This window comes from Enterobacter cloacae complex sp. 2021EL-01169 (assembly GCF_020733125.1).
Taxonomy (GTDB): domain Bacteria; phylum Pseudomonadota; class Gammaproteobacteria; order Enterobacterales; family Enterobacteriaceae; genus Enterobacter; species Enterobacter roggenkampii.
The window spans coordinates 63,408-79,032 of sequence record NZ_JAJFTC010000012.1 but is presented as its reverse complement, the minus strand read 5'-3'; the positions used below and the strand labels follow the sequence as shown (position 1 = coordinate 79,032).

The 15,625-nt window shown below is 55.6% G+C and carries 20 protein-coding genes; 3 read left to right on the top strand and 17 right to left on the bottom strand.

Going from position 1 to position 15,625, the window contains the following annotated elements:
* The first annotated feature begins 9 nt into the window (after nt 1-9).
* Nucleotides 10-459, top strand: a complete 450-nt coding sequence (locus LLF79_RS21445) for a phage tail protein (RefSeq protein WP_000979934.1) — start codon at nt 10-12, stop codon at nt 457-459.
* Between the two features lie 138 nt (nt 460-597).
* On the opposite strand, the gene LLF79_RS21440 is transcribed toward LLF79_RS21445, so the two are convergent.
* The 16 genes from LLF79_RS21440 to LLF79_RS21365 all read right to left on the bottom strand — a co-directional run bounded on the left by LLF79_RS21440 (nt 598) and on the right by LLF79_RS21365 (nt 11,349).
* Nucleotides 598-1,194 carry a tail fiber assembly protein gene (locus LLF79_RS21440; protein ID WP_227880412.1) on the bottom strand — a complete coding sequence of 199 codons (597 nt, stop codon included), beginning with the start codon at nt 1,192-1,194 and terminating at the stop codon, nt 598-600.
* Complete coding sequence (locus LLF79_RS21435) at nt 1,194-2,585, bottom strand: phage tail protein (protein WP_227880388.1); 1,392 nt, start codon at nt 2,583-2,585, stop codon at nt 1,194-1,196. The genes LLF79_RS21440 and LLF79_RS21435 overlap by 1 nt, the downstream gene beginning before the upstream one ends.
* Entirely contained in the window at nt 2,575-3,189 is a 615-nt protein-coding gene (locus LLF79_RS21430) for a phage tail protein I (RefSeq protein WP_000063889.1), read from the bottom strand. Before LLF79_RS21430 ends, LLF79_RS21435 begins: the two co-directional genes overlap by 11 nt.
* On the bottom strand, nt 3,182-4,093 hold the full coding sequence (locus LLF79_RS21425; protein WP_029404344.1) for a baseplate assembly protein: 912 nt from the start codon (nt 4,091-4,093) through the stop codon (nt 3,182-3,184). Before LLF79_RS21425 ends, LLF79_RS21430 begins: the two co-directional genes overlap by 8 nt.
* Entirely contained in the window at nt 4,090-4,452 is a 363-nt protein-coding gene (locus LLF79_RS21420; protein WP_000108898.1) for a GPW/gp25 family protein, read from the bottom strand. Before LLF79_RS21420 ends, LLF79_RS21425 begins: the two co-directional genes overlap by 4 nt.
* Nucleotides 4,449-5,078, bottom strand: coding sequence for a phage baseplate assembly protein V (locus LLF79_RS21415; RefSeq protein WP_032654144.1), 630 nt, complete (start codon nt 5,076-5,078; stop codon nt 4,449-4,451). Before LLF79_RS21415 ends, LLF79_RS21420 begins: the two co-directional genes overlap by 4 nt.
* 157 nt (nt 5,079-5,235) lie before the next feature.
* On the bottom strand, nt 5,236-5,880 hold the full coding sequence (locus tag LLF79_RS21410; protein WP_227880387.1) for a phage virion morphogenesis protein: 645 nt from the start codon (nt 5,878-5,880) through the stop codon (nt 5,236-5,238).
* Nucleotides 5,841-6,335: a phage tail protein gene (locus tag LLF79_RS21405; protein ID WP_227880385.1), complete on the bottom strand. Its 495-nt coding sequence runs from the start codon at nt 6,333-6,335 to the stop codon at nt 5,841-5,843. The genes LLF79_RS21410 and LLF79_RS21405 overlap by 40 nt, the downstream gene beginning before the upstream one ends.
* Nucleotides 6,335-6,865, bottom strand: a complete 531-nt coding sequence (locus LLF79_RS21400) for a DUF2514 family protein (RefSeq protein WP_227880384.1) — start codon at nt 6,863-6,865, stop codon at nt 6,335-6,337. Before LLF79_RS21400 ends, LLF79_RS21405 begins: the two co-directional genes overlap by 1 nt.
* 100 nt (nt 6,866-6,965) lie before the next feature.
* Nucleotides 6,966-7,406, bottom strand: coding sequence for a lysozyme (locus tag LLF79_RS21395; protein ID WP_129345690.1), 441 nt, complete (start codon nt 7,404-7,406; stop codon nt 6,966-6,968).
* The gene (locus LLF79_RS21390) at nt 7,390-7,689 is read right to left on the bottom strand and encodes a phage holin, lambda family (protein ID WP_111986373.1); all 300 of its coding nucleotides are present in this window, start codon (nt 7,687-7,689) and stop codon (nt 7,390-7,392) included. The genes LLF79_RS21395 and LLF79_RS21390 overlap by 17 nt, the downstream gene beginning before the upstream one ends.
* 45 nt (nt 7,690-7,734) lie before the next feature.
* A complete protein-coding gene (locus tag LLF79_RS21385) occupies nt 7,735-7,935 on the bottom strand; it encodes a tail protein X (protein ID WP_148501964.1) in 201 nt (66 codons plus the stop codon).
* Nucleotides 7,935-8,423, bottom strand: coding sequence for a head completion/stabilization protein (locus tag LLF79_RS21380; RefSeq protein ID WP_087855252.1), 489 nt, complete (start codon nt 8,421-8,423; stop codon nt 7,935-7,937). Before LLF79_RS21380 ends, LLF79_RS21385 begins: the two co-directional genes overlap by 1 nt.
* 102 nt (nt 8,424-8,525) lie before the next feature.
* Nucleotides 8,526-9,374: a phage terminase small subunit gene (gene gpM / locus LLF79_RS21375; protein WP_148501965.1), complete on the bottom strand. Its 849-nt coding sequence runs from the start codon at nt 9,372-9,374 to the stop codon at nt 8,526-8,528.
* Between the two features lie 42 nt (nt 9,375-9,416).
* Nucleotides 9,417-10,463 (bottom strand): phage major capsid protein, P2 family, encoded by a 1,047-nt coding sequence (locus tag LLF79_RS21370; protein WP_227880383.1) that lies wholly within the window; start codon nt 10,461-10,463, stop codon nt 9,417-9,419.
* A 40-nt stretch (nt 10,464-10,503) separates the two neighbouring features.
* Nucleotides 10,504-11,349 (bottom strand): GPO family capsid scaffolding protein, encoded by an 846-nt coding sequence (locus LLF79_RS21365; protein ID WP_148501966.1) that lies wholly within the window; start codon nt 11,347-11,349, stop codon nt 10,504-10,506.
* 153 nt (nt 11,350-11,502) lie between these two features.
* Here LLF79_RS21365 and LLF79_RS21360 point away from each other — a divergent pair, with 153 nt between their 5' ends.
* Together LLF79_RS21360 and LLF79_RS21355 are read left to right on the top strand one after the other, a co-directional pair.
* Nucleotides 11,503-13,215 carry a terminase large subunit domain-containing protein gene (locus LLF79_RS21360; protein WP_148501967.1) on the top strand — a complete coding sequence of 571 codons (1,713 nt, stop codon included), beginning with the start codon at nt 11,503-11,505 and terminating at the stop codon, nt 13,213-13,215.
* The gene (locus LLF79_RS21355; RefSeq protein WP_148501968.1) at nt 13,216-14,265 is read left to right on the top strand and encodes a phage portal protein; all 1,050 of its coding nucleotides are present in this window, start codon (nt 13,216-13,218) and stop codon (nt 14,263-14,265) included.
* Nucleotides 14,266-14,643: 378 nt separating this feature from the next.
* On the opposite strand, the gene LLF79_RS21350 is transcribed toward LLF79_RS21355, so the two are convergent.
* The gene (locus LLF79_RS21350; RefSeq protein ID WP_227880382.1) at nt 14,644-15,372 is read right to left on the bottom strand and encodes a DNA adenine methylase; all 729 of its coding nucleotides are present in this window, start codon (nt 15,370-15,372) and stop codon (nt 14,644-14,646) included.
* Nucleotides 15,373-15,625 lie beyond the last annotated feature (253 nt).

The window sequence follows — 15,625 nt, the reverse complement described above, 5'->3', positions numbered from 1 at the left end:
GGCAATATCATGATGATGATTCTGGGGATGTTCCCCTTTTCACTGCAAACCACGCCTTACCAGAGTGCGAATAAAACCAACTCCTGGCGGCACGTCAAAAACGATCGCGTGGGGAAATCCCCGCGCTATCAGTTCATCGGCGCAGATGAAGAACCTTTCGTACTCAGCGGCACGCTGTACCCCGAAATAAGCGGCGGTGATGTGTCGCTTGTCATGCTGGAAACTATGGCTTTTTCCGGGCGCCCGTGGCCCCTGATAGAAGGCACAGGCAGGATCTACGGCATGTATGTAATTGAGCAGATCACGCAAAACCGGACGGAGTTTTTTAAGGACGGGAAGGCAAAGAAAATTGATTTCACGCTCAACCTGAAACGGGTAAGCGAGGACATACGGGAAAAGCTGGCTGAAACCACCACCGATGATCTCTTCTCTCTGGTGAAAACCAACCTTTCGATATAAGAAAAGCGGGCCTTTGCCCGCTTCGTCTTCCGGAACACACCGCCATAACTGACCGTGCTACAGCACCGTTAAAAATGACTGTACTCGATACGCACGGCCAGCACGGTTAGAACCGGCCATGCGTGCCGGAATGAAAACTTATTCCGGCTTATCCGGCCATGTGATATCCGGCGCTTTAGATGTGTCCACCGCCTGCACTGCCTTGATGTAGTTCATCCAGGCGATCAGGCTGGCTTTATCTTCATCGCTGATAATGCCTAACTGTAGCTCCGTCTGCCAAAGACTGATCGTTGCCTGCGCCTCAAGGAGTAACGCAGCTTTCTGTTGCTCCGCCGCTTCCACATCCGCAGCGTGCTGCGCTTCCGTATCCGTTACCCACTCGCTACCGTTCCACCTATCGTAGGGCGTCGCAGGTGCCAGCGTGGTGGTGCCCTCGGGGTAATCACCAAGCAAAGAAACCATCATCGCATCGCCTGTTTCAGTGCTGTATACCGTCTCACCACGATGATCGGCGACGTATTCCCAAGCGGTAAAATCTTCCGTCCGGCAAACTGCGAAACCACTCCCGATATCACCTGGTGCGTCAGTGCATGAGTGGGCGGGAATACCAACACCAACGGCCAGATATTCAACAGATGAAGAAAGATATTCGCGCGTGTCACCATCGTAGTTAAACACCGTAATATCACCGGCTTTTGTGGCAATGCCGTTTTTGTTCAGTGTCGCCTTCGCCATCATGCCGCCCTCACAATGTAGTTAAATGCGATGTTACGTGGGCGTGTTTCGGTTCCGCCTGAATTTGCAATCGCCTGAATTTGCCCGCCGCCTGGTTGCTCAATGTTGTAAGTGAGCGTTCCATTTAAATCACTATCAATACCAATAACACGGCCGCTCCCTGCGCTACCTGCGCTCATGAGCAATTGGTGCGAGTGGCTTTGATAGGCATGACCCTGAGCGCTTAACAGGGCGCGGCCTGCATCAACTCCGCGCCCATCATCCCATCCGCGCACAAACTCACCGCGCATATCCGGCAGCACCCCTGATGGATAAGTAACCCCCAGCTTGCTGTATTTATTTTTATCAAATGGCGCACCATTAACTTTCAGGAATACCATGTTTTTCATGTCATCAAACACGTCGCTCGGCATCTGCGCCAGAGGCCATGCGAAAGGAGAGCCAATCATCGGCGCACCGCTTCCCATCCCCAGATAAGCCGCAATACTGGCTGGATCCTCTTTCCCCAGCATCACGCGCATAAACTCACTGATAGCAGTCACTGCCGCCTGTTTATCACTAGTGAAGTAAGGCAGGGTGTTCTGTTGCATCACCAGCCCGGCAAAGGCTGTCAGCACATTGTTCAGCGGCTGCTTACCTTCAAGCAGAACATCAATACCAAGATTTTTTTGGGCATCCTCTGCGGTTGTTGCTCCGGTTCCACCTGCGCTCACAGGCAGCGCTATCACCTGACCGTTATTGACTACCCTTGCCCCCCACGTCCCGTCCTCACGGATGACCAGGCATTTTTTCATGTCCGGTGTATAAAGTACGGTCTGGTTTGGGCTTGTTGGATTAACAATATTGAAAAGTCCGATATTCTGTAAAAACTTCTGCTTATCAGGAATGTCTGCACCATTCTCGGACTTTTTAAGCATCCCTGAGACAATCTGATCGACATACTGGCGTGTTGCCAGTACAACCGCCGGATCAATCTTCAATGTAACGGCTTCGGTGCTGCTGACAATCAGGATCACGCGAATAACCTGAACTCGCCCGCTCCCCTCCTGCAACTGAGGCTTGTAGGTTTCTGCGCAATTGGCAATCGCCACCATATCGCCATCTTTATCGAAAAGGCCGATCTCACGAATCCACCACCCGCCGACGTCTTCCGGTATGACCTGTTCCGCAATGATCTGGCTGGCGTTCGCCTGGTCAACCGTCAGCATATTCAGAGGGGCGCGGCGTAACTCATGTACGAGGGCAGTCTGTGCCGGATTCGGTGTAGGCAGTACACCATTGCCATCACCAACGGCCAGCTGGGTGATCTCAACCTGCGCACCCAATGCCGTGGCATTTGCCAGTTTCGCCGCGCCCACATTGGTTAGCACGGCATAATATTTAGTCGCCACTTGCGATCTCCACGGTGTCAATTAAATGGATTGCCGCCCCGGTGTAATCATCACCGCCCACGGCTATGGTTTCAGGGAAATACGGGTACACGGTCAACGTATCGCCGGAATAACTGCCCGCGCCGATATACAGATCGCCGGTTGTTTGCAGGTGAAGAGACATTCCCAGCATATGACGGCTGCACGGCTTCACATCGGCGATCAGGCGTTCAAGCTCTTGATAGGTTTCTTCACTAATGCCCTGGTCTTCCACGCCAATATCCAGCGTGAAGGTGCCCGGTGCGGTATCAATGTTCCACCACTCGTTAACCCGGATGAAGAAGCCGAACGGCTCCACAACCCGGCGCATGGCACCCGTTGTACCTTTGTACTTATGCAGATAGAACGCATCGGCCACAGCCTTTCGTTTCGTGCTGATCGGCCAGGCCTCATCCCAGCGATCAACGGAGAAGGCCCACGCCAGATAGGGCAGCAGATCGGCCCGACATGTCCACGGGTTCCACAACTGGCGCAATGGCACGGGCACTTCACCCAACGACGCGCAGACGCGCGCGGCGACTCGCTCCATTCGGCTGGCGCTGGGTGGTAACAGGTCATTACTCATCGTAACCACCCACCGTTATGGTGTATTCGGTGCAGTGCGATGCCTGGTAGTCACTCAGCACGATATCCGCAACAGGCTGCGCCAGTTCAACGCGCTGGACGCCTTCAACGTGCAAGGCGGCGTAGATAGCAGAAAGACGGATATCGCGCCCTAAGCGATTCTGCGCGGCAATATACGCCTGTAACTGCTGTTCCGATGCCTGCCGGACGGGTTCGGCTTCCGGCCCAGGGTAGATGTAAAGCGTCGCATCAATCTGATACGGCACGATCTCCGCAGACTGTACCGTTACCCTGTCAGCCACCGGGCGCACCTCTTCATCGTTCAGGGCGGCAGCGACCACGGAAAGCAGATCATCGCTGGCCGTTCCGTCACCCTCGCGCGACAGTACCGAAATGGTGACGCAGGCAGGCGTAGGACTGACCGCCGAAATATCGGCTACGCGCCCGTCAGCCGAACGGCCCCAAAACTCATATGCAGCCGTTGGCCCGGCCACGCTCAGACCTTCAAAAGCCTGCTGGGTACGCGTGCGTAAATCCGCGTCTGACTCCATCACAGCTTCAATTGGCGGGGTAACGCTGTCGTCTTCTTCCTGAATGGTCAGACGTTCAACGTTGAAATTGACCGCCAGATTATCCAAATCGCTATCCGTGGAATAAGCCAGCATCACCGCGCGGGCTGCTTCATTCACCCGCTGGCGCAACAGCAATTCGCGATAGCAATTCTCTTCCAACAGCATGGTGATCGGCTCCGATTCAAGCTCAAGCGTGCGGGCGATCTCTTCCTGTTCGTCTTCCGGGTACATCGCAATAAACGCGGCCTTGCGCTGCGCGAAAAGCGTTTCGAAGTCCAGCGGTTCAACCACCACGGGCGGCGGTAGCTGCGATAAATCGATCGTGCCGCTCATGCCTGGCCCCTCAATGTAATATCGGCGTTAAATGGCGTCTGATTGTCGGTGCGGTTGGCCTGGATAGTGGCAACCAGCCGACCGGCACCCGGCGCGCTCAGGGTGATACTGGTCAGAGAGATCCGCGGTTCCCATAAATACAGGGCGCTGTAGATGGCAGACATAACGCGCAGCTTCGTTATGGCGTTATCGACCGGCTGATCAATCAGGTTGAAAAGCTGCGAACCGTAAGCGCGGCGCATTACGCGGGAACCGATCGGCGTTAATAGAATGTCGCCGATAGACTGCGCTATATGCTCGTTGTCGGTGATGGCATGGCCTGAACCGGCATTCATGCCGCTGTAACGGACTGTACTCATACCGGGCCACCTGTATTACTACCACCGGACTGGACGCCGCTATGTTTGTGCGAGTGGACAACGACACCATTAGACGAAAGCGATCCACCTGAATGGGTAATATTGCCCTTCATTTCCCCGCCTTTTTGCACTTCCAGCGTGGCGGTGATCAGCTTGTTGGTGCAGACCACTTCCGGCGTGTCCAGGGTAACGCGCGTGTCTGCCTTGACCGTTACCACCGGCACGGTGGCGGTAATGGATTCTGACGCGGTGACGCTTGCCGTTTTCACCCCGCTGACAACCAGCGCGCTGGCCTCCGGGTCATAGGAAATTCTGGCGCCGTCCGGGTGCAGGATCACGCAGGTGGTAGCGCCAGCATCTGGCGGCGGTGCGTCTTCGCTGTAAAGGCTTCCGGCAATGAATGCCGTTTCCATCTCACCGCAGGGGCACAAAATATAAACCTGTTCCCCCACTGTCGGCGCCCACCACGTCACGGCTTCACCGGCGCGCGGCACTGCCCAGCGGATCCAGTCGGTTTTGTTCTCGCCGGTTTCGACGCGTGCAAGATACTTTTCCGTATCCACTTCCAGCACGGTGCCAATGCGGGCGAGATTGCAGATAAGGCGATAGAGTTCGTTTAAATTCATAGTGCAGACTGTTTCCCGTGGTGCCGGTTACGCTGTCCGGCGTCGCTTCCACCCGGTAGCAGGCTTTACGACCGTTTCGGCTTTTGGGTTATGCAGTCAGTATCATGAGTCGCGCGCGCGCAAACAACGCGGCGCCATTGTGGCGGGTTGGTGACAATCAAATCTCTTGCATGAAGGCAACAACAGTATCGGCCAGCCAGTCTAAATCCCCCTCGGTCATGCCCAAGAGTTCACGCACCGGGTAACGTGCACGGGCACCCGGCACCACGTTATCGACTTCACCGTACTGGTGAACGCTGGCGATTTCGGCGGTATGTCCCTGAAAGCCAACCACTGCCATGCCGCCCGTACCGTAAGCCTTAAGAAAGCGTGCGGTGCGCAGCTTGCGGAACATCGGATCCTTTCTGGTGCGGTTTTGCTTTGACTGGTTGAGATTGATTTCAATATAGCGCTGGATATCGCGCTTATAGAACGTGCGCAGGGCACCGCGATCCACGTCATAGCCGGTGATTGCGCGATGCTCACCCCTACACGTGGTTCGCCAGTTGCGTAACTCCCTGGCCTCATCATTCCATATGAACTTTATCCCGCCTTGGGTGCGCAGGATTTTGCGGCGGCGGGCCGGATAGCTTTCACCGCTGGGGTTCTTCTGGCTGGCAATGCGCTTTTGCTGGCGCTTACGCAGCCCGATCGCAACGTCACGCGTCAGCTTGCGACGGTGCCCCGGCGAAAGCTGCGCGGCCACACTGGCTAGCCAGTCGTCTAACTGCTGGAAGAGGGGATCGGTTTGTTGTCCTGCCATGTTTCGCCGTTGACCTCATCAACAAATACCAGTGACCACGCGCCAATTTCTGGCCCCGGTGCAGGGTCAGCACGGTGACGGGTGACGATCTCGCCATCTTCACGGGTGACTATCACCGCTTCATCAGTCTGAATCTGGATCAGCACGTCCATCGTGCTGTTACTCAGGATATCGGCTTCGAATGTTATGCCGTTCTGCTGCCTGTCCGGGTTAAACAACAGATCAGGCTGATATAAGCGCGCCCATGCCAGCACCGGCACGCTGATAGTATCCAGAGATTCAGGGTAATCCATCACCAGCACTTCCAGCGTATAGCGATACTCAAACGCAGCAGCACGCTGGCCGGTGCTGACCATACGGCCTTTACGCAGGTAAACCGCCAGATTATCGGGATTCTCACGCAGCCAGGGCACATGCTGGCTTATCATCTGGCGCAGCAAATCGGGTTTAAGCATTACTTATCCCTCCCGGACTTAACCGCATCATACGCAGCCTCACAGGCTAATCCTCTGGCTCTTGCTTCATCAGCATCTTTTGCCAGTTGCCCCGCTCGATCGTCAGAGCGGCGGAACAAGTCGGCGAGCAGTACGGCGCCGCTGGTTTCTGCCTCGCTTCTGCCGGGAGTTCCGGCACCGCAGGCGCGTTCACGGTCTGCCAGTTGCCTGGCGAGTTTGTCGGCCCTGTCGTGCAGCCCACGAGAAGCAGCACGGGCACGATCGGCATCAGCCTGCACGCCAGCAAGCTGCTGGCTGGCTTGTTTTCTGATCGCATCAATTTCACCTTGTCGGCGTTGTTCTTCTACCCTTGCCTCAGCCTGCCTTTTCGCCAGCGCGGTGGCATCGCGTGTATCACGTTGCGCCCACTCTTCACGCCAGTGCTGATCGGCATCACCGTAACCGGCGCTGTAACGCCAGTGGCTAAAACCCCAAACAGCAGCAGTGGCCAGCACAAGACAAACGATCACTTTCCAGCGTGACAACCCCATCTCTAAACCTCTCGCCAGCTCGCACTGTCATTACCGGACGTGCTGGAGCACTGTCAAAAATGACCGCGCTCGATACGCACGGCCAGCACAGTTAAAAATGTCAGGCCAGAAATAACGTGCGCTCGGCTTCCCGGCGCTTAACCAGCCCCGGCAACACCTTGCCGCCTGCTTTATTCCATTTCGGAAACTCAGCCGCAGCCCCGGCAAAATCGCCAGCATTCAGTTTTTTCAGCAGTGTGGAACCTTCCAGCGCCTTTACGCCCAAGTTGTAGGCAAAATCAACCAGCGCATCGAACTGATTTTGATTGATAGTGACTTTAACCAGCCCCGTAACGCCTTTTTCATACTGCACCAGACCGCTACGCAACAGGCTATCGGCAGTTTCCTGCGTAATGGTCATGCCCTTGCCAACCGGCACGCCGTTGACGGGTTGAGTCCATCCATAACCGATCGTCCAGACGCCTACAGAATCCTGATAAGCGGCCAGCCTGCACCCTTCAAAGCCTTTCAGCATGTTGATGCCGTTATTGCTCATCTCCACCTTTCATCCCTCCGATTCGGTTTTCGATAAACCCGGTAACTTTGTTGCGGACTTTATCCGCACCCATAAATCCGATTGAGGCGCCCACGAATGTTACTGCGTTGGACGGAAGCCCCAGATATTCCAGCGAACCGGCCACAGCAAGCGTGACAATCCCACATACCAGCGATCCGGTGGCGGTTTTAAGCAAAGACTGCCCATCGTAAAGGCTCATTAGCGCCGAAATACTCAGCGCCGCACCAGCCGCAAACAGTGTCGGCAGATAAGTAGCGATCCATTTCATTGTTTGTTCGAGTAATCCGGTGGTGTGTCGTGCATACCCTCCCCCTTAATCCCATAGCTGCACGGTTTCCCGCTGGGCTGGCGGCTGGATCTCAGGCAGGTAGACAATCTGCCCGGCCTGCAACTCAGTGGCGGCGGAAATGCCCTTATTGGCATCGAGCACCGCCTCGGTAACGCCTGCTGTTCTGCCGTAATAGCGCCAGCAAAGCAGGTCAATCGTGTCGTTTTGCTGCGCCTGAACGTTCATTACACCAACTCCGCCAGGCCCCGGCTTTCGTCCTGGATATCACGGATTGACCAGCGCACATCCCGCCATAGCGTATCGATCTGCGTGCTCAATGCCGCCGCGTGGTCTTCGCCTTTACTGGTGGTGTCAATATCGCGGTAGCCTTCAATCAACAGCGCCTTAGTGAGTGAATACACGGCGTTTTTATAGCGCCATACCTTCACGGAAGCGCCATTCACCGGACTGGCCGGAATTTCTGCCAGTGACTCATAGCCCGCATCAATCTGCACCTGGCGCCACAGGAAAAGCTGATCATTAACATGGGCCACCGCTTCCACAGTTCGCGACATCAGGCGATCGGTTGTCACCTGCCCATCAAGACGCATCGCGCGGCGTAGTTCAGCCAGCGAAATGACCGGCCAGAATGGCAGGCTTTCAACTTTCGCGCCGCCATCATCAGGCACTGGATCGGATGGTGGCCGTACTGGCTCAGTGGCTACCAGACTCATGATCTCTACTCCGTATAAGTCAGGCGGTGGACGGCAGGACGAAGACACGGCGTTGCCTGTTTTCGCCTGCCGTGCCGCCTGGGTGCGCGGGGGCACGTTCGGTTATGACACCGCTTTCTGGCGGGCTGTCGTGGTTCTTTTCTTCGCTGCCGGCTTGCTTTTAGCGGCGGGCTTTTTGGTTTCCCGCTTCGCTTTTGGCTGGGCTGGCGGCGTTGCCGTCTGGGTTTCGGTGCTGTTTGCTTCTGGCTTGCCGTCTGCGCCGTCACCGTCAGCAGGTTGCCCGGACTTCTTAAGCGCACGTTGCAGAAGCTCAATATCACGGGTTACGCCTGCTTTTTTCGGATTCAACACTGCCGCCTGGCGCAGGTATTCAACCGCAGCGGTAAGCGATTCAACGTTGTCAGTCAGGCGCAGCGTATACCCCAGCGCCTTAAGCAGCTTTGAGCGCACCTCATCCGGCATATCTTCGTTCAGGGTTAAGCCCCTTAATGCTTCCAGCAGGTCAGCGGCGACCGGCGCAACAGCCGGGTTAGCTTTGAATGCAGCCAGGACGGGATCGCAAATTTCTTCCACCAGTACGGTGGCAGTGGTGCGGCGATACTGATCCGGCATCGGCAACTTATGGCGCAAGACATACTGACCAATGCGCAGGGCTTCGGCGATGTTTCCGCAGTCACAGCACCAGATCATGACGGTGGTTAACACGTCGTCAGACTGGCCGGAATCTGCCGTAAGTACGCCTTCGATCCACGGCTGGTAGTCCGGCAGCAGTTCGCGTTTTAAATCCGCTTTAGCCTTCTGGGACTGGACACGGCTTAAACGGGCTTTATCCAGTCGCAGGCGGTGAAGCATGGTTTCGTAGGCCGTCATTTCAAGCTGCGACGGCTCACGGCTGGCGTGGCGGCGTTCAGCCATCACGCGGTTAAAATGTTGTTGAGCAGGTGTCAACATGATGCCCCCAAAGCGGCCAGCAGTTAGCTGGCCTGCGCTGATTTATGGTGCCGGTGCTGGCTCGGCGGCGGTAATGCCTTCGATCAGACAGCCGAAGCCGTAATCTTCAACAACATAGGCATCATTTGACGAACTGTAGGTAGAGACGCGGTTATATTCCGGCTCTTCCACAATGCGGCGACGGTGCGCACCTTCCTGCCAGTAAATCGACAGGTTCTCCCACGAAGTGATAAACATGCTGCCATCGGGGAAGAAAGGCGCGATGAACGAAGGCAGGTTGCCGATCGTCTTACGCGAGGCAATCAACTGACCGGCCAGCGCTTCGGAGTTCGGGTTATTGGTGCTGACGGCGTTGATGATCGGGAACGAACGGCTAACCGTCAGGTTACGACCGGTGATCACCACCAGATTGGGCGAATCTTTGTACCACTCGTCCATCAGTGAGTTAACCGCGTCATAAACCAGCGAGTCGTAGTTACCGTAATCACCTTTAGCGATCACCTGGTTGGAATCGTCGCGGCTGGTCACGGTGATATCTTTCATGACACGTTGTGGCGCGTTCGCGCGGTACTGTTGCAGCCAGCCGATACCACAATCCTGTAAAAGCGGGTTGGCGTTGCGGTCTGACTTATCCGCGTAGCTGGTTCCGTTAAAGCCGATCATGATGCGGTCAAGCGCGATACGCTGAATGATCTGATTGCTCAGACGCTGCTGGAAATCCGGGAATTTAGCCCACGCATCAAGCTGCGTATAAGAGGCGAAAGTATCCGCGTTCACCTTATTACAGGTGTACTTGTTCGAATCCAGCGCCGTGACGGAAACAGGTTGACGGCGATCGGTGGTGGAATTGTTGGTGCTGGAAATCGGGCCGCTCACACCCAGACCGATTTTTTCGCCGGTCTGATCGTTAACGCCGTAGATGTTAATCAGCTTCAACATTTCGGAAGACTGCTGCACCTTGTCTTCAAGCGTCTGCTCAACGCTTGGATCAATGCTGAACGACTTTGTTACGTGGGACTTGTTGATGTGATTCAGTTCAGCCTGTCGCTCAAGATACGCATCAAACAATTCACGGGTAGAATTACGCATAGTTATATTTCCTGTACTGTTCCTTCGTTACTGACGGCGATCAGCAGTCAGCAAGCTGGGCGTTAGATTTTTCAGTTGCGCCGGTCGCTTCCGGACGGCGGTATTTGCTGGCGTCCTGGGTAGAAAGCTGCGCTTTCATCTCGTCGAACTCAGAGCGCAACTTCTCCACCGCTTCGGCGGTCTGCTTATTCTTAAGCTGCCCTGCGCTCAGTTTTTCCACCTTGTCCAGCAATTCACCCTGGCTTTCTGCTACCAGTTCAACCGCCTGGCGAATATCGCCATTTTCACGATCGAAGTGCTGGCGGGTTCCGGTCAGCATTTCCTTGATACGGGAAAAGAAATTCTTCCCGGTATCGGACGCTGGAGGCTCTTCCTGCGCAAATTCGAGGGATGATTCCAGGGTTTCAGTGAAGAAGCATTCAGGTGCGTAGTGACGCGCGGCCAGTGGGTTGGCGCTGGCGTTCTGGGTGCAAAACTTCATCATTTCGGTGCCCAGGCTCGCCGGGTTATCGGTACAGGCCAGCCCCATAAGGTAGGCTTTGCCGGTGTCTGCAAAGGACGGATGCACCTCAACGCTATGGTAGATTTTCTGGCGTTTCTTCTTCAGTTCGACCAGTTCATCCGTGGCGTCCACCTTCACCAGAAGCGCCAGCTTGCCCTTTAACGGGCCTTCGGCAATCTCTTCGGTTTTAGTCTCGACCACATCACCATACGCGCGGAAATCGCTTGTCGGCGACCAGCCTAAAATGTGCTCCAGATTGACGCGGGCGCCATAGACCTGGGGATCGTACTGTTCGGCCATTTCGGTGATGTGCTGACGTTCCAGCACGCGGCCGTCACAGGTTGCGCCCTCTACTGCGGCGCGGAAAAAATTTGTCATTGGCATGGTGACAAAGCTCCGGGTTGGTAAGCGATTGATATTAACCAGTGCCCCAATCATTCCCTTTGCAGCCGGAAGGCGCAAAGCCTTCACTTTGTCGGACTCAGGCGACAACCAGCGGCGATATTGTTGCGCGCGCGAGCGCGATAGCCTGTTGCCATGAATACAGCCGAAGACCTCAGCACAAAAGCCAAAAGCCTCTACTGGCAGGCGTTTAGCATCACTCAGATTTCTAAGGAAATCGGGGTGAGCATTAACACGATCTACAGTTGGCGCCGCCGCTATGAATGGGATAAAGCCACCCCCATGCAGCGGGTGCAGGATCGCACGCACGTTCGTTACCTGCGCCTGGTGGAAAAGGACGACAAAACCCCGAAGGACTTCAAAGAAATTGACCTGCTGGCGCGCCAGCTTGACCGCTTCGAACGGCATGAGCGCCGCGACCAGGAGAAAGAGAAGAAGGCGAAGACCCCGAAAAACCATTTCACCGAAGAACAGATAACCCAGCTTCGCGCCCTGGTCTTTGATTCGCTATACGAGCATCAAAAGCGCTGGTTCAAACAGTGGAACCGGCGTAACCGCTTTATCCTAAAATCGCGCCAGATTGGTGCCACCTGGTACTTTGCCCGCGAAGCGCTGTTGCGTGCGCTGGAAACCGGAAATAACCAGATATTCCTGTCAGCCAGCCGCGCCCAGGCGTTCCAGTTCAAGCGGTTCATTCAGAAGCTGGCAAGGGAAATAGGAGTAGAACTTAAGGGCGGTGATGCCATTGAGTTAAGCAACGGTGCGATCCTGTATTTTCTCGGCACCTCCGCTGCGACGGCCCAGAGCTACACCGGCGATCTGTACCTTGATGAAGTCTTCTGGATCAGTAATTTCATCAAACTGCGCTCGGTGGCCGCAGGCATGGCGACACAAAAAGGGCTACGCCGCACCTACTTTTCGACGCCTTCCAGTGAAGAACATGAAGCCTATCCCTTCTGGACTGGCGATCAGTTCAATGAAAGCCGCCGCCGATCCGATCGGGTGGATATCGACACCAGTTATAAGGCACTGAAAAACGGCAAGCTATGCGGGGATAACATCTGGCGCCAGATAGTCACACTGGAAGACGCCATGAAGCTTGGTTTCGATCTGGTTGATATTGATGAAATCCGTAGCGAAAACTCCCTTGACGAATACGCCAACCTGTACGGATGTACCTTCGTTAAAGCAGGGGAACGTGCCTTCGACTACAACGCAATTCTGGGCTGCGGCGTTGATGGCTACATGCCGGACGCGTGGCCGGACTGGAACCCGTTTGCACCCCGTCCGCTGGGTAATCGCCCTGTCTGGGTTAGCTATGACCCCAACGGCAGCAGCGGCAAAGGCGACAGCGCCGGGCTGATTGTACTGGCCCCGCCAGCCGTGCCGGGTGGTAAGTTCCGCGCGGTAGAACGCCACCAGTTACGCGGCATGGAGTACGAAGAACAGGCCAAATTTATTAAAGAGATCACCACCCGCTACAACGTGCAGCACATTGCTATCGACGGCACAGGGATCGGCGATGCGGTTTATCAACTGGTGATCAAGTTCTTCCCGCAGGCGGTTAAATACAACTATTCACCGGTTCTTAAGCGGTCGATGGTGCTCAAAATGTTGATGGTCATTCGTGCCGGGCGCTTTGAGTTCGACGCCGGAATGATGGATCTCGCACAGTCGTTTATGACCGTGCGTAAAGTCACCGCAGGCGGCGTTATTACCTACCAGTCCGATCGGGCCCGTGGTAGCAATCACGGCGATCTGGCATGGGCAACTATGCAGGGCATTTACAACGAACCGATCGGCGCGGAAGTGACCGGCGATAACGGCAGTTTTGTGGAGGAGTTTTAATTGAGCGGCAAAAAGAAATTCAGGGCGCCAACTGCTGCGCCAGCCAGCACGACCAGCAACGCAGCCACCCCGCTGGAAAGCGTGGAATCTTTCAGCTTTGGCGACCCGATCGCAGTCAACGATCGCGCGTCTCTTATGGAGTGCCTGGAATGCCATAACAATGGCCGCTGGTATGAACCACCGATCAGCCCCTACGGGCTGGCGCGCATGTTCGACGTTGCCGCCTATCACCAGTCACCACTGATATTTAAACGCAATGTTATCGCCAGTTGCTACATACCGCACCCACTGTTGACCCGGCAGGAGTTCACCGCCTGGGTGCAGGATTATTTAATTTTCGGTAACTGTTACATGGAATGCCGCCGTAACCGACTCGGCCAGCCGATCGAGCTGCGGCACAGCCAGGCAAAATATACGCGGCGCGGCATAGACCCGGCGCAATTCTGGTTTGTTCCGCGCTACGTTGACGATCACGCGTTCGAACCTGGCAGCGTCTGCCAGATCAAGAACCCCAGCCCGCACCAGGAGATATACGGCGCGCCGGAATACCTGGCCGCGCTACAAAGCGCCATGCTGAACGGTGAAGCAACGGTATTTCGCCGCAACTACTACATTAACGGCAGTCATGCGGGTGTGATCGTCTACCTCACTGACCCGGTGGCGAATAATAACGATGTGGAAAAGCTTAAGAAATCGCTGAAAGATGCACGCGGCAACGGTGCTTTTAAAAACCTGTTTGTCTACGCGGCGGGCGGGAAAAAAGACGGCCTGCAAATTATGCCGTTCAGCCAGGTGGCGGCGAAGGATGAGTTTACCGGCATCAAAGACGCCACCCGCGACGACCTGTTAGCAGCGCACCGCGTGCCGCCCGTTCTGATGGGGGTAATGCCGAATAACTCCGGTGGCTTCGGCGACGTAGAGAAAGCGGCGAAGGTGTTTTCCATCAACGAACTGGCCCCGATACAAGAAAGCCTGAAAGAGTTAAACGACTGGCTGGGGATCGACGTGGTACGCTTCAACCCTTACGCACTGTTGCAGGCAGTAATCTGACGCCAGCCCGGACACACCCACCACCTCCGTGGAACGGCCAGCACGGCCGCAACTGACCACACCGCACGTAAGCCCCTCAGCAGCCCGCTGGCAGGGGCTTTTCTTTTGCCTCAAACCACCACGGCGAACCGAAAACGACACAGCAGCGAGGCGCAGCGGTGCGAAAATCGGCGCAGATAATACCGACCCTATCCCACCCCTCAGCGCGCGCTCATTCCCCCGCCTCGCCCGCACGCAGAAACCCCGCTTTTTTGTGCAAATGTGCAGACCACCGGAAGGCCCGCCCCGTCTGGTCTGCTCCTGAAAAATCACCATCATAAAATTTGTGCAGTTTTGCGCGGAATTTTGCACTGATTTTCGGCCCCCTCGCAAAGCCATTCACTGGCCTGCGTCAACTTCGTTAAGCGCCACCATGATCGCCAGCCTTTCAGCAGGAGGAAGGGCCGCATATTTTGCGCGCCAGCGCTCAACTTTGCGCTTAATACGGTGCCGATCGTTGTAGTCTTTCCCGGCAAACGTGTGGGTATACGCGCGCCCTTCCGGGTAATTCATCCAGATTTTTTCTGTTCGCACGCCGCCGCGCGTCATGGCCTGAAATTCTTTACTGCGCCAGCCTGTTAACCGGTCGTCATAAAGCTGCGAGGGATAGCCAGACAGGATCACGCTGACGTTTTCCGGCAGGTTTATGAGGCAGGCTAACAGGCGCTCATGATCGGCAACCGTATATTCATGACGGTAGCGGGCGCGACTGGTGCGCGTTTCGAGCATGTAAGGCGGATCACAATAGACCAACACCCGCCCTAGCTTGGCAAACGCTGGCACACCAGTGATCGCACCGTTCCGCTTCAGGCTTTCCAGAAAATAGACTGCATCACCGTGGAAAAAATCTAGGCGCGGCGGATTGATGCCTCTGTCTTTCCAGCGCTGCAACGTCTTTATGCGCGCGGTATCATCCAGATCCGCACCATAGTTCCGCAAAGCGGGCGGCTTATGGAACAGCACCGCCCCACTGCCCAGGTGCGTTTCAATGTAGGTATCATGCGGTGGCATTTCAGCTATAATCTTCTGATAAACCCCGCTCGCCGCTTTACTTCCCAGATAGCTCATTCTCTTTCGTCCTCAGCTGGCACTGTCATTTCGAACAACCTGCAGCACTGTTAAAAATGACTGTTCTCGATGTATGGCCAACACTGCCGCAAATGGCGGTATTTGCCGGAATCCGGTACCACACCGTCAAAGCTGACCGTTCCGGCCATCGCGATATTTCGGTACCACACTGTCAAAACCGACCATGCCGATCGGCCCTCTACTGCTCATCCCTCTACTTCATCCATTTACTGCAGTAATCCCGCCGCTGTAG

Excerpts from the sequence above, each read along its gene's own strand:
- LLF79_RS21390 (WP_111986373.1), bottom strand. The coding sequence starts at position 7,689 with ATGAAATGGATCGCTACTTATCTGCCGACACTGTTTGCGGCTGGTGCG.
- LLF79_RS21430 (WP_000063889.1), bottom strand. The coding sequence starts at position 3,189 with ATGAGTAATGACCTGTTACCACCCAGCGCCAGCCGAATGGAGCGAGTC.
- gpM (WP_148501965.1), bottom strand. The coding sequence starts at position 9,374 with ATGTTGACACCTGCTCAACAACATTTTAACCGCGTGATGGCTGAACGC.
- LLF79_RS21405 (WP_227880385.1), bottom strand. The coding sequence starts at position 6,335 with ATGCTTAAACCCGATTTGCTGCGCCAGATGATAAGCCAGCATGTGCCC.
- LLF79_RS21350 (WP_227880382.1), bottom strand. The coding sequence starts at position 15,372 with ATGAGCTATCTGGGAAGTAAAGCGGCGAGCGGGGTTTATCAGAAGATT.
- LLF79_RS21385 (WP_148501964.1), bottom strand. The coding sequence starts at position 7,935 with ATGAACGTTCAGGCGCAGCAAAACGACACGATTGACCTGCTTTGCTGG.
- LLF79_RS21380 (WP_087855252.1), bottom strand. The coding sequence starts at position 8,423 with ATGAGTCTGGTAGCCACTGAGCCAGTACGGCCACCATCCGATCCAGTG.
- LLF79_RS21445 (WP_000979934.1), top strand. The coding sequence starts at position 10 with ATGATGATGATTCTGGGGATGTTCCCCTTTTCACTGCAAACCACGCCT.
- LLF79_RS21410 (WP_227880387.1), bottom strand. The coding sequence starts at position 5,880 with ATGGCAGGACAACAAACCGATCCCCTCTTCCAGCAGTTAGACGACTGG.
- LLF79_RS21415 (WP_032654144.1), bottom strand. The coding sequence starts at position 5,078 with ATGAATTTAAACGAACTCTATCGCCTTATCTGCAATCTCGCCCGCATT.
- LLF79_RS21400 (WP_227880384.1), bottom strand. The coding sequence starts at position 6,865 with ATGGGGTTGTCACGCTGGAAAGTGATCGTTTGTCTTGTGCTGGCCACT.
- LLF79_RS21420 (WP_000108898.1), bottom strand. The coding sequence starts at position 4,452 with ATGAGTACAGTCCGTTACAGCGGCATGAATGCCGGTTCAGGCCATGCC.
- LLF79_RS21370 (WP_227880383.1), bottom strand. The coding sequence starts at position 10,463 with ATGCGTAATTCTACCCGTGAATTGTTTGATGCGTATCTTGAGCGACAG.
- LLF79_RS21360 (WP_148501967.1), top strand. The coding sequence starts at position 11,503 with ATGAATACAGCCGAAGACCTCAGCACAAAAGCCAAAAGCCTCTACTGG.
- LLF79_RS21425 (WP_029404344.1), bottom strand. The coding sequence starts at position 4,093 with ATGAGCGGCACGATCGATTTATCGCAGCTACCGCCGCCCGTGGTGGTT.
- LLF79_RS21365 (WP_148501966.1), bottom strand. The coding sequence starts at position 11,349 with ATGCCAATGACAAATTTTTTCCGCGCCGCAGTAGAGGGCGCAACCTGT.
- LLF79_RS21440 (WP_227880412.1), bottom strand. The coding sequence starts at position 1,194 with ATGGCGAAGGCGACACTGAACAAAAACGGCATTGCCACAAAAGCCGGT.